Below are 12218 nucleotides of genomic sequence, written 5' to 3' on the forward strand. Positions count from 1 at the left end.
ATCAAACAGGGCAAGCTGTCTTAGACGCGCCTCAGCGGCGGCCGTGTCGCCGGTGAACCAGACAACAGCGAGATCTTTCAAGGCCCGAGTGCAGCAGACATAGAACAGTCGCCTAGCGCGCTCGACCGCTGTTTCGCGACCCTCGGCGATGTTCTTGAGATCGCGGTCCGACAACGGCTTGAGCCCGAAATATTTATCGTACGAGAATGAGTGTGGGTTCCTTCATCGCCATCAAGGACGACGAGCACCCGAGGAAACTCGGCCCCCTTGATGCCCTGCTGGGTCGAGAAGGGCGATTGCTCCTGGACGTATTGCCAGTACCCCCAGAACTGCGCGGCGGGGCACGCCAAGAAGCGCTCCATCGCCGCGATCTCTTTAGCAGCCCCCTCGTCGTCAGCGGCACCGTCCGCGTCTGCCGCCGCAGGAGCGGCTTCCAGATAAGGCGGGTTGCGTGGGTCTAGCGCGAAGATGCCGCTATCACGCAAGAGCATCAGCACCTGTTGATTTGTAGCGGCAGACCCATCCGCGAGAAGTCCCCCCAGCTCTTCGGTCAGAAGGCGTAGCCGTGCCAGCCGCGCGGCAACCTCACCTCCCGCCAAGTCCTCCTTCGCCAGCAGTGGCGACTGGGAGCGCAGGACTTGCATGACCTCGAACTCGCAGCCCTGCTTCGCTGCATCCACGAGCGGCAGAACAAACGCAAGGAAGGGCCGACAGGCCAGGCCGTGGCGTCAAAAAATCAATTCTTGAAGCTGTCCGGTGCTTGGTCGTTTAATGCCGCATACAGATCACCGAAGCCGAGACGGCGAACCGCGGTCGGAGATAATCCCGCTCGACGAGATCAACCTTAGTGCCGAGCGCTGCCGCCAGTTGCCGTTGGATGCGCGCTTGATCGATCAAGGAGAAGCGCTCGGTCGCGCTTGGCGCGATGTCGAACGCAAGGTCGACGTCCGAAGAGTCGGTCTGCGTCTCTCGCGCGACAGATCCGTACAGGCAGATAGCTCCAATGCCTTGCTCTCGAAGTGAAGGCTCCAGCTGCTTCACTGTGACGATGACCTAAATGCGGCGCATTCCTCAGCATCCCACGGAGCAAGCGACAGTGCGATAAGGCTCCACACACGCGACTATGGAATGTCCGCTATGCGTCGTTAGCGGCCGTTCTGTTGGGCCGCTCTGAACGTCCGGTTTTCGCGCCGGCGTCAGCGACCGCTTCTGGCGTACCGCGCCACGGGGCGGCTCACGGGCAGAGGGGATGACGAACGCCTGACGCTTCAAGTTTGAGCATCTTCTTCGCAAAGTTGAGCGCCTCAGCCGACGACGTCCTATCGCGACTATTGCCGAAAGTTCCGCGACTACGATGTGGCGGCCCATCCGATCATGCGACAGCGTCATCGGCCGGGCGAAACTATGATGGTCGATTTCGCCGGCTTTCGGCCTCACGGGCGCGACGATGACCCAGCCAACCTGCTCCCGTTCGAGCTATTCGTCGCGGTGCTTCCGAGCTCGGATTACACCTTCGCCTGCGTCACCCGCTCCCAGCGGGTTGCCGACTGGATCTGGGCGAACGAACAGGCGGTCCGCTTCTTCGGCGGCGCCCCCCAGGTGATCATCTCAGACAATCTCAAGGCCGCCGTTATATCCCACAAGCCCGGTCAGGACGCGGTGATCAATTCGACCTTCCAGGCCTTCTGCGATTATCACGGAACAATCGCCCGCCCGGCCCGGGCCTACAGCCCCACACACAAGGCGAAGGTGGAGATCGGCGTGAAGCTGATTCAGCGCCTGCTGCGGTTGGCGCTCGCAGATCGACCGGTGATGTCTCTCGGTGAGATGAACGTCCTGCTGGCCGGGCTGCTCGCTTGTTTGAACACCAAGGCATTGCGGCGCGCGCCCGGAGAGTCCCGCGGCACTCTTTTCGAACAACTGGATCGTCCGGCGTTGCGGCCCATCCAGGCGGAGCCGTTCGCCTGCTTCGAGGTCCGGCGTCAGCTCCTGTTGGGGCCGGATTATCGTGTCGTGCACGACCAGCGCCGGTACTCCGCGCCGCATACGCTGATCAGTTGGCGGGTCGATGTTCGCGGGAACGCCGCCACGGTCGAAATCTGGCACGACGGAAAACCGATCGCTGTTCACCCGCGGGTGGCCGTTGCGGGCGAGGCTTCAACCGACCGGCCCACATGCCGCCCAACCACTTGGCCCAGCGGGCGGGAACGACGAGGACGTTGTTCTGTGGTCCCGGCTGCAAGGTCCCGGCGTTCAGGCCGTGGTCCAGGGCGAGGCTGGACGTCCATTCTTCGGCGCCGCCAAGACCGCCGTCTATCGGTCGTTTCGCGACCTGGCAAAGCGTGTCGGTCCGGTGAGATTGGAAGCGGCCTGCGCCCGCGCGGTGCGGAGCGGCGAGCCCCGTCTAGCCATGTGCGCAACATTCTGGATCGGAACCTGGAGTTCACCGATCCGGCCGACTTCGTCACCCCAAACAACACCGCCGCCACGAATGAGAACGTGCGCGGTCCCGACTATTTCGCCGGAGCCTGATCCATGAACACCACTCACATCGTCGACAAACTCCGCGATTTCGACCTCAACGGCATGGTCGGCGCGATCGAGCACCACGGCGCTGCGCCGGCGTTCGCCGATCTTCCGTTTCAAGATCGCCTGATGCACTTCCTGCAGGCCGAGGCCGCGTACCGCGATGATCGTCGCCTGAAGCGGATTCTGAAATCCGCGCGACTGAAGATCCCGGCAGCGGCCGAGGACATCGACTACCGCTCCGCTCGCAATCTAGACCGGGCCCATATGGCCGAGCTTCCGACCTGCGCTTGGGTGCGCCAGGCTGAGAACCTGATCCTGACGGGCGCCACGGGGACCGGCAAAACCCATCTGGCGTGCGCCTTTGGCGGCCACGCCGCGCGGGTGAGCCTGACGGTGCGATACTATCGAACTCACCAGCTGCTCGGAGACATGGCGATCGCCCATCAGGACGGCAGCCTGGGCCGCTTGCGGATGTCGCTGACTCGCTTTGATCTGTTGATCCTAGATGACTTCGGCCTGACGCCGCTGACCGAGCTGGGCAAGCACGACTTGTTGGACGTCGTGGACGCCCGAACCCGCTCGGCCTCGATCCTGCTGGCGGGCCAGCTCTCGTTCAAAGAATGGCACGCCTACATCGCCGTCCGCCTGCGGAGTCCGGCACTGACCAGCGCGCCTGTCATCGGGTGTCCAGAATTGTGCCCCCTCCATTCAACCAGTCGCCAGCTGCGTGACGAGCTGCTGAACGAGGCGCTTTTCAGATCCCCCCGTTCAATGCTGGAAGCCTCGGGCGGCGCTGACCTGCACCTGAGAATTGTCTCCACGCGATGCTCAAATCCGGCTCTTGTAAGGACGAATGGAATAAGGTGACCGCACAAGGCCGATCCGCTGTGCGAGTTGAAAGCCGCTCTGACAGACCTCTGGCCCCCCAAGAAACCGGAGCTCAAACCCGGAAAGGATTTTCGTTATCGCTGCATGAGAAACTGGAGTCAGGCCGGGCCTACATGCAACATCCAGCTAATATAGGCAGTTACGACTCAAGGCATCGTAGCGTTAAAAGGCTACAAATATCCAAACTGCGAAAACGCAAATCGAATCTTCACTCACCAGGACGCAAGGCACGCCCTTCTGCACGACCATGCTTGGTCCAATGGTCGAATGCATCTTCACCCGCTGCAGCAACGTCGGGGTTAGCGCGTAGATAGGCCTCAGCATCAAAATGAGCCACAGGCTGGTTGGCCTTCACACTCCGTGGCGATACAGCCTCAATAAAGTCTTGATTGATCTTGTTTCCAAGATGAAAATTCTCTGATGGCTCGCCTGTAACAATGTTAAACGGCCGCCTGAAATCGATCAGGCCAGCAGGAAGGTCAGAATTCAATGGAGTGTAGTATGCACAATCATCGAAATAATAATGCGTAACTTGAGACCACCGCGTTTTGCTCTTATCAAGCTGGATATCTCCGCCATGAAGTAGATTTGCAGCCCATACTAACGCTTTTCCCCTAGGTATCTCCAAGCGAACGGGCTCAATATTATGCACCGCCACGAGACGACTCCACATCTCCTCAAACACAGTCTGACTTGTGGAGAATGTTTCGCTATGGCGGTGTCCAACATGTTCGTTGCTATAAACTGGCCACTTATGCGATCCCGGATAGTAGACTAGCGGCCCTTGCTGCAAGCCAACATCTTCTAGAGGGATCCACACTCCACACATAAAGCGTTCTGGCATCGATGAAAAATGCACCGAATCAGTGTGGAAATGCTGCTGCGTTCCGACCGGAAAATTAAGCGTCTGAAAGGGCCACGCTTTACGTCCATATAACGCAGTTAAAAGGTCAATCACTGTCTGGTTAACAGCCAAACGCCGCACATCATCGTTGACCTGCCAGGCATCCTGGAGGCGTAACCCAACGCCTGTAGATCGAAATGCATCCCAGTCGTAACTATCGTGAAGATCACGCATTATCCGCTCGGCGACTAAGTCGATCTCCGCATCTGGAAAATCAATTATGGCGTAGCCGTTTTGGTTAAGCTGAACGGCGGCGTCGTAGACCGCAGGCGAAGTTGAGGCCGCATCAAAAAAATCGGCGAAAAACGGCGATTCAACCTTTGGAACCCCTGGGAGGAGATTACGACGTTCTTGGGTCATTACGCACCTTTGTCCGCTCATTAGGCTCTAGTTCAGGGACTTAACATCGCGCTGCGCAGTCCTCCAATAGTCAGCTTAATCATTCTTCGATATAAAGCGGATCGCGAGCGGAACTCTGAACGTGCCCATTGCTCACTCCCATCCGCCGCTCCTCGCGATATATCCGCTGCCCCCGCGACGCTACTGGGCGAAGGCCTTAAGCCGGCCTCGCAGAACACCATCGTCCGTGCGCGCCGCCTGATAGCGCGCGCTCGTCCGATCGACGCGAGCACACGGCACGTCCGCCTTTCGCTCCGCCTCGCGCAAGCCGGCGAGCGTCACCACTTTTTCCCGGTAGGTCCTTCAGGGTCACGTTTCCAGCATCGCGACCGCCAGCATCCGCTTGTGCCGAGCATTCTCGCCCTCAAGCAACTTCAGCCGTCGGGCCTCCTACAACGTCGAGCCCGCCGAACCTGGCCCTCCACCTGTAAAAGGTCGCCCGACTTCCCCATGACGCCGACACACCCTGCGCCGCCGTCAGGCCGACTTCTGCTCCTGCAGCACCCCGTTGATCTGCCCTTTCATGAACCTCGATCGCTCCACCCTGCCCGTCCTTCGTTGCGCGGACCTTAACTATTTCCACAGGAGCCTCAGGTGGGCACATCTCTCGCGGCGCCTTTAGAGCAAAAATATTTTTCACTACCAGCCAGAACTCGTGAAACTAGGCCACCCTTCCAAGTGATCTCATTGGAATTTCGCAGCACAGGAGAAAAGGAAATGCATCACCGGCCCACTTGACATCGCCGACCTCACGATAACCAACTGAACTCCCGCGCCCAATCATAGAGCTAAATGAGATGAAATCATTAGACGAAATCGGTTTGGAACACGGCACCGACAAGGCATCCAACCACCACGACTTCCTTAGATTGTATGACAGACGCCTCTCGCGACTCAGGGATCAGTCGTTCACACTCTTAGAAATCGGCGTCTATCGTGGAGGCTCAGTTCGATCATGGTCTCAATACTTCCCCAATGCAACTATAGTTGGATTGGACATCACTGAAGAATGCGTCAAATACGCTGGCGGCAACGTCCACATTCGAATTGGCGACGCAAGCCACACCGATTTTCTCTTTAGTGTAATCCAAGAATTCGGGATTCCGACAGTCATCGTTGACGATGGCTCCCACCGATGGGATCACCAGATCACCACACTGCAAATCCTATTCCCGATTCTGAAGAAAGGCGGGACTTATATTGTAGAGGATTTGGACACGAGCTTCGACGGTCACCTAAAGAACGCAGCGTTCGACGGCCTCTCACCGATTTCGGCCTTTGATTATCTGGTCAAGATGTCACGATATGTGACGGGCGACACCGCTCTCGGAGATGAGCGTCCGCACGACTTGTTTATAGCCGACAATGCGCCTTGGGTTGGCTCGGTCGAATTCGGCCGCCGCACCGCAGTACTGTCCAAAAAGACCGACCGGCACACAGGTCCCTTTTAACCAAAAGGCCAGACGGCCGCCGTCGTGCGCGACGTCTGGTTACATTTTTCTATCCAAGATCTGCAAGTTGCTGTCGTAGGACATCGGCTTCAATCGAGAAATCGCTAACCGAGAGCGCCTCATTCCAGCGCTGAGCCGTGCCGGAAAAGCACCACCGGAAATCCTGGCCCATCTGTCCCGCGATATCCCAGAAAAAGAAATCGCATAGTCCAGGATCGAACATCAGGGTCTTACAGTCCGCACCGGCCCACATACAATTGGTGAATCCCGCCCCAAGCGTCCCCACCAATCGCCCCGCCGCCGCAAACGTATTTACCTGCTGCCGAAAGCTCATCGCCCCTGGAAACAGGACTTCATAGTCGAATTCGGAAAATATGGGCGCCAAAGCGTCCCAGTTTCGTATATTTCGGCCTTCATTTGGCGATCTAATAATCATGATCCTACGATCATAATTTTGATCTATATTCAATATAGAGATCACAAGGTCTCGAAATAGCTTAAACGTTCGCGATTTTCTAGTATTGTGCGACGATACGGATGACATATAAATAGCGCGCTCAACTCGTACGAGATCGCCCAACTTGCCTATTCTCAATTCGGCATCAATTGCCAGGGCAGCACAAACTCGCAGCACCAAGTCGGCAAACATAGCGCTTCCATAAGGCATATGAAGCCTAACGGGCCCTAACCCCGCCGCCGCCAAGTTCAACAGCCGCGGCGCACACTCGGCGAGGAAATGACCAAAGTTATCGGCGCCGGCTTTACAAAAAATTACGTCCAGTCGGCCCTGCGCTCCTAGTGTTTGATAGGCGTCGCGAGCGATCTCAATTCGGACCGACTCCGCGACTTGCGCTTGAGCAGCATAATCCACGGTCGTGAGTGGTTCAAAACCATCCCCCACGAACACATGCTTTGAATCATACACGAAGACATTCGCCATCTCGAAGTACCCCTCATCCGGGCATACAACCTTCGAGACTCCTACAACGCCCTCGACGTAGGCGCGAAAGTGATCATCCTCCCAAGAGACGTGGGATATTACAGGCAGACGTCTATTATAGGAGGTTTCAAACGACGTCGGAATAAACTTACCAAACACAGAAAAATCCTAGGTTATCGCGCGTAAGCGCTTCTGGGCACATCGGTCTCGTTACCGCTTACGCGTTTCAAGAAGCGAACCCTGAAGCCATCAATGACTGGCAAAGCAAGTATGCTCGCTTCTCCTAGAGCGCAGACGGCCTGAACGCGTCCACTGAATTCTGATCGTTGAACGCATTTGTTTCCAGCCATCGCAGATCATACCCTCTTGCCAGAAGCAATTCCCGGCAACGGCGCATAGTCTCTAGCGCGAAGACATCAAAACAGACCACCGCCTGTCGCGTTCGATCAACCGACCGCCCTCGCTATAACATCATCCTCCATGCCTTCGACATTGTTCTTTATCAATTGCGCCCTGCCAGGAATCGGCAACATCAAGCGGCACGATGAGAGTCGGATAGGCGAAGCTATCATACTGCATAGTTTGTTCAGCCCCAAGAAGGGCATCGCGTAAATTCACAGCGCCGATGCTCCAGTCTAGGTCGTCGTATGTGGGACAAACCCCACCTATCCCGGCATGCCTTCCACACGCCATCGGCATGGGTTTACAGTTAGGCTTCGACGACAGGCAGATTGGCGGAAAGCAGCATTTCCGCCAACGGATGCGCCTCGAACGCAAACACCGGCGAGCAGGGAAAGCGCGAGGCTAAAAAGAGAGCATGCGTGCCGATGTTTGCACCGACATCCAAAATCACATCGCCGTCCTTCACGGAGTGCTGACTATGCTGATTTCATATTCCGCATATCCCCCCATAAGGCCTGAGCGACCTTCCGATAACGCTATCTTTTTTGGGGACGAGTATTTGACCATACCGTGTCAGTATATTGCTCGACTTCAATATCATCGAGTATCAGCATCGGGCATTCGGCGCCAAGTTAGGCCACACCTTCATTTGACAGCCAAGACTGTAGTGTTCCCTCTCCGGAAGCGTAGGGATTTGGAAAGGCCTCCTGCAGATCCTTACGATGACGATACAGCACTCGCTGGTCCTTAGAGATGGCCACTCCGTCGTCGTAGACGCCGAACGCCCAATACCCTTGGGGAACGTCGGTGCCCGTCGCGAGCGCCACCTGATCGCGGTACCAAGCCCAGAGCTCGTACACAGGGAAATTATCTAAAGCGTATCGCTTAGTCATGACGTCGCCCAATGGCCCCAGCTTTGTGAAGTGCCAGAAGCGAAGCGGGACGCCGTTCACACGAGCCATGCCCCCATGATCGATATCGACCGTGCGATGACTAAGGTTCCAACTTGCGACGTTATAGCCCGGATCCTTCAATATTTTGACATTGTCGAAGAAGCTAGGGACGTGGTCGCACCACCTCTGATCAACAAACAGACCATTTGGAATATCATCATGGCAAAATTCAAGTAAGCGGTCGCTCCACCATTGGGCCATACGCAGACCCTCGCCTGTTGTTCGCACCGCCAGAAATCCGAGATTGTATATACCGGTCTTTAGCGAGGTGATCTCATTATCGATAATCGCAGATCGTTCCTCGTCTGGATGGGTCTGGTGCGGCGTAATGACAATTTCCGACCGCTTCAACTCTTCGGTCAACGGATCTAGTGAGTTGAACAAGCAAGTGTCAGGATCAAGATAGATGACCGCATCAGCCTTGCCCTTGCATGCTTGAAGCAGATAGGGGCCCTTTACGGCCGTGCACACCTCAATCACGTCAAGTTTAAACAACCAGCTCTCAAAATTCTCGATCCCGAGGTCCTTGGCGTAGACGATTTCGTCAATGGGCTCGTCATCGCGCCATTGAAAGCCGGGGGGCGGAACATCGGTAATCAGAGCGACGCAATGCCAGTCCGGATGGAATCGCTTAACCGATGAAAATAGAACGCGAGCCCTATTCAGATACCCAAAGGTGAAGCTGCTGTAGCATATGACGTTCATCCCGCAGTCTCACTCAAAAGATCGACGGTCATTCGACCAAACTCTACCTGAAGTCTTGATTTTGGACGTCGCTTGGCGACCCGATAGACGCTCCCATCAGCGAACATCGCCTTCAACGCCGCCTCGGTGTCAAGCACTTCGCCAACACCCGTCTCGCGTACCATGGCGGCGACATTGCCGCTTTCTCGATAAGTGAGAATTGCCGCACCGCCCGCGACCGCCTCATAGGCCGTAATGCAGAACGTCTCCGGCCAGAGCGCCCAAACCAAGGCGACATCTATATCCAACTCCCTGACAGTGCGAACCATGCAGTCCAGATCCGTCATGTTGACGAGCACTTCAGTGAACTTGATCGGCAGCCCCCCCTGTGGATTCTTTCCCAGATGATGGAACTCATAGCGATCGTCGCCTTCCAGACTTAAGGCTAGATCGCGAAAAGCGCCCCACCCCTTATGAATCGAAGGCAGGCCCAAAAAGGCAACTCTCAGCGGCCCCGGCTTCCTTGGTGCTCGTTTTGATCGCGCCCCCGGCTGAACGAGAGCGGCATGCAGATGAACCCGCGCTTCGCGAACGGGGTATGAAGACGCCGAAGCCCAGACATCCAGCGCAGATTGTGAAGGCGCGACTACGCCCATATCCAGCGCTCTAAACACCCGATCATGGCTTCGAACCTGCTCAACACGCAGTGGTCGGTACGAACAGACCATGCATGCGGTGCTATTGATCGGGGGAGCGTCACAGAACTGAACGTCGTTGCGCAACAGCGTGAAGCCCGAACAAATGCTCGCGTAATCGTGAACCCAGAACCATCCACCGCGCCCGCCGGCGGCCTGGATGACATCAATCACCCCGTCAACGCCATGTCCCAGAAGACTATGGACGGCGAATGTACAGTCCGACAGTCCGGAGGCCTTCAGACCCTTGAAGGCCTCAGCGAGGTCCACAGCCTTGAAGTGCCCCAGCAGCATGCCGTTGACCAGCACGCCGATCTTCGGCTCCGGGTCTTCCATTTCGACAACAGGCAAGGGTGCGCTTGGAAACAAGTGAATATGATCGCGCCCCATAGCCGAAACCGCTTCGGCCTCACGCATGACGACCAGCTGCACGCCCCCGAAATTGCGAGTGAAATCATCGTGGCTGACCGTAATGTAGCACGCCGCCCCCATCGAACGAGTGAGCAATCCCCCAAGATCGCCTAACCTTGCTGAGGCCGTCTGGCGAACACGCGCGACATGCCGCCGATAATCCTCCACGGTGCGGTCGATTCGTTGCAGCTTACGCAAGACGTCGAAGCGATAACCCAGCTCCTGTTTAGGCAAGCGCCCTTCAAGCCGTCCGGTCAGAAGGTAGTGGTAGAAAGGGTTTATGCCACTGGCGCGAATGTCGGGATACATTTCCAGGTAGTTCGACGTGGAGAACCTCGGATTGGGATCACGCCCCTCGCGCCAGCCCGTCAGCACGAAATGATCCAGCGCCCCCTCCTCGGTGATGTCCGGATAGAGAGAAAGATAGAACTTCGCATTGAACTCGGTTGCGACCAGGTCGCGTTCGGCGTTGAAGTCATCACCGCCGGCGTCAGTGACGCTTGGCAGACCAGCGCGACCTTCCTTACGTCCTTCCGTAAGGTAGTGTAGGAAAGGATTTACTCCCGCTTGCCCGACGTCGGGGTTGGTCGCCAGATAAAACCGCGTCGAAAACTCTGGCGAAGGATCGAGACTCATTGCCCATCCCTCAAGCAAATAATGGCGGGCAAGATCGTCCGCTTGTACGCCGTACTCGGACAACTGGGCTGAGTAACTGTCGGGATCGAGGGCCTGAGCGACCATGGCCACAGCCCAATCGTCTAGGTCCGATGCCTCGCTCAACTCAACTTGGGAGACGGTAAGCGCGATTGCCACAGAATCCACCCGAACGGGCGGCAGACCACCGAGATCCTGGATACGCTGACGTTCAAGAGCACTGGGAAACCGTTCTTCAAGGTGCCCGGATGTCACATAGTGCAAAAGAGGATTGATGCCGGACGCGACTACCTCGGGATTGGCCTGAACATAAAATCGCGTCGAAAACCACCGATTTGGGTCGCGCATCTCCGCAGCCCCATGGGTGATGTAGTGTGAAAGTGGATCCAAGCCCGCGGCCATGACATCGGGATAGGCAGCCCCGTAAAAGACTGGGTCAAACCACGCTTTGATTACAGAAGAAACATGTTCGGGAATCCCACCTGCCACTTCTATAGATGAAATGGCAGCACCGCCTGATCCCAACCCACGCTTGAACTCTTCGAGCCAGCGAAACAAACTAAACACCATATGTAGTTGCTCTTTTGCTCAGATCGCCCCGCTGATAGATTACGGCATTATCGACCCATCGCCACATGCGACGGATACCCTAAGAGCAATTTCTTGTCACGCCCGTTTCTCTCGGCTAGGAGCGATCATCCAGTCATTATTGGAGCACCTGATCATTGTCTAATCCCGTCAAACTGCTCACTGTTCCTCGATTTGGTGATGATCGCGGCTGGTTTATGGAAGTGTATTCCCAGTCTAAAGCTCAGGCGGCTGGAATTGACGACATTTTTGTTCAGGACAACCAGTCGTTCTCAGCCTTTGAGGGCACGATCCGAGGGCTGCATTTTCAGCGTCCGCCCCATGCCCAGGCCAAGCTGGTGCGCTGCGTGCGCGGGTCGATCATGGATTATGCGGTGGACATTCGCCGGGGTTCGCCGACCTATGGCCAGCACGTCTCCGCCAGACTGACCGCCGAGGGCGGCGAGCAATTGTTCGTGCCGGTCGGATTCGCCCACGCCTTCGTCACGCTCGAAGCGGATGTCGAGGTTGCCTACAAGGTCACCGACGTCTACGCGCCTGACTGCGACGGCGGCATCGTCTGGAATGACCCGACCATCGCCATCGACTGGCCGCTGCCCGCTTCCGGCGCGGTCCTGTCCGACAAGGACAGGGTTCTGCCGACCCTGGCCGAGTTCGACAGCCCCTTTGCGTATGACGGCCGACCGCTTGAGCCGCTGCCGGCGCTCTGATCCGAACTCA

At 56.9% G+C, this 12218-nt stretch carries 11 protein-coding genes and 1 pseudogene; 4 read left to right on the forward strand and 8 right to left on the reverse strand.

Translation table 11 applies throughout. The features are described from left to right. Positions 1 to 77: 77 nt before the first annotated feature. A complete protein-coding gene (locus KWG56_RS13000) occupies positions 78 to 644 on the reverse strand; it encodes a hypothetical protein (protein WP_219355076.1) in 567 nt (188 codons plus the stop codon). A 124-nt stretch (positions 645 to 768) separates the two neighbouring features. Beyond that, entirely contained in the window at positions 769 to 1041 is a 273-nt protein-coding gene (locus tag KWG56_RS13005) for a nucleotidyltransferase family protein (protein WP_219355077.1), read from the reverse strand. A gap of 366 nt (positions 1042 to 1407) precedes the next feature. Between KWG56_RS13005 and KWG56_RS13010 the strand changes: the two genes are divergently transcribed. Together KWG56_RS13010 and KWG56_RS13015 are read left to right on the forward strand one after the other, a co-directional pair. Next, the gene (locus KWG56_RS13010; protein WP_219355078.1) at positions 1408 to 2532 is read left to right on the forward strand and encodes a Mu transposase domain-containing protein; all 1125 of its coding nucleotides are present in this window, start codon (positions 1408 to 1410) and stop codon (positions 2530 to 2532) included. A gap of 3 nt (positions 2533 to 2535) precedes the next feature. Further along, positions 2536 to 3396, forward strand: a complete 861-nt coding sequence (locus KWG56_RS13015) for an ATP-binding protein (protein WP_219355079.1) — start codon at positions 2536 to 2538, stop codon at positions 3394 to 3396. A 229-nt stretch (positions 3397 to 3625) separates the two neighbouring features. Here KWG56_RS13015 and KWG56_RS13020 read toward each other — a convergent pair whose 3' ends face one another. Both KWG56_RS13020 and KWG56_RS18990 read right to left on the reverse strand, forming a co-directional pair. Beyond that, positions 3626 to 4681: a phytanoyl-CoA dioxygenase family protein gene (locus KWG56_RS13020; RefSeq protein ID WP_219355080.1), complete on the reverse strand. Its 1056-nt coding sequence runs from the start codon at positions 4679 to 4681 to the stop codon at positions 3626 to 3628. 207 nt (positions 4682 to 4888) lie between these two features. Then, a pseudogene (locus KWG56_RS18990) lies at positions 4889 to 5263 on the reverse strand (transposase); the annotation flags it as partial. A 254-nt stretch (positions 5264 to 5517) separates the two neighbouring features. Between KWG56_RS18990 and KWG56_RS13025 the strand changes: the two are divergent. Next, complete coding sequence (locus tag KWG56_RS13025; protein WP_219355081.1) at positions 5518 to 6171, forward strand: class I SAM-dependent methyltransferase; 654 nt, start codon at positions 5518 to 5520, stop codon at positions 6169 to 6171. A gap of 49 nt (positions 6172 to 6220) precedes the next feature. Here KWG56_RS13025 and KWG56_RS13030 read toward each other — a convergent pair whose 3' ends face one another. The 4 genes from KWG56_RS13030 to KWG56_RS13045 form a co-directional block, all read right to left on the reverse strand. After that, entirely contained in the window at positions 6221 to 7270 is a 1050-nt protein-coding gene (locus tag KWG56_RS13030; RefSeq protein WP_219373667.1) for a glycosyltransferase family 61 protein, read from the reverse strand. A gap of 550 nt (positions 7271 to 7820) precedes the next feature. After that, complete coding sequence (locus tag KWG56_RS13035) at positions 7821 to 7979, reverse strand: class I SAM-dependent methyltransferase (RefSeq protein ID WP_219355083.1); 159 nt, start codon at positions 7977 to 7979, stop codon at positions 7821 to 7823. A gap of 166 nt (positions 7980 to 8145) precedes the next feature. Beyond that, positions 8146 to 9171 carry a hypothetical protein gene (locus KWG56_RS13040; RefSeq protein ID WP_219355084.1) on the reverse strand — a complete coding sequence of 342 codons (1026 nt, stop codon included), beginning with the start codon at positions 9169 to 9171 and terminating at the stop codon, positions 8146 to 8148. After that, complete coding sequence (locus tag KWG56_RS13045) at positions 9168 to 11480, reverse strand: glycosyltransferase family protein (protein WP_219355085.1); 2313 nt, start codon at positions 11478 to 11480, stop codon at positions 9168 to 9170. The genes KWG56_RS13040 and KWG56_RS13045 overlap by 4 nt, the downstream gene beginning before the upstream one ends. Positions 11481 to 11635: 155 nt before the next feature. Between KWG56_RS13045 and rfbC the strand changes: the two genes are divergently transcribed. Further along, on the forward strand, positions 11636 to 12208 hold the full coding sequence (rfbC, locus tag KWG56_RS13050) for a dTDP-4-dehydrorhamnose 3,5-epimerase (protein WP_219355086.1): 573 nt from the start codon (positions 11636 to 11638) through the stop codon (positions 12206 to 12208). Positions 12209 to 12218 lie beyond the last annotated feature (10 nt).

The sequence above is a fragment of the Brevundimonas nasdae genome, assembly GCF_019395145.1.
In the GTDB taxonomy this organism is placed as follows: domain Bacteria; phylum Pseudomonadota; class Alphaproteobacteria; order Caulobacterales; family Caulobacteraceae; genus Brevundimonas; species Brevundimonas nasdae.

Excerpts from the sequence above, each read along its gene's own strand:
- KWG56_RS13020 (WP_219355080.1), bottom strand. The coding sequence starts at position 4,681 with ATGACCCAAGAACGTCGTAATCTCCTCCCAGGGGTTCCAAAGGTTGAA.
- KWG56_RS13025 (WP_219355081.1), top strand. The coding sequence starts at position 5,518 with ATGAAATCATTAGACGAAATCGGTTTGGAACACGGCACCGACAAGGCA.
- KWG56_RS13045 (WP_219355085.1), bottom strand. The coding sequence starts at position 11,480 with ATGGTGTTTAGTTTGTTTCGCTGGCTCGAAGAGTTCAAGCGTGGGTTG.
- KWG56_RS13040 (WP_219355084.1), bottom strand. The coding sequence starts at position 9,171 with ATGAACGTCATATGCTACAGCAGCTTCACCTTTGGGTATCTGAATAGG.
- KWG56_RS13010 (WP_219355078.1), top strand. The coding sequence starts at position 1,408 with ATGGTCGATTTCGCCGGCTTTCGGCCTCACGGGCGCGACGATGACCCA.
- KWG56_RS13015 (WP_219355079.1), top strand. The coding sequence starts at position 2,536 with ATGAACACCACTCACATCGTCGACAAACTCCGCGATTTCGACCTCAAC.
- KWG56_RS13000 (WP_219355076.1), bottom strand. The coding sequence starts at position 644 with ATGCAAGTCCTGCGCTCCCAGTCGCCACTGCTGGCGAAGGAGGACTTG.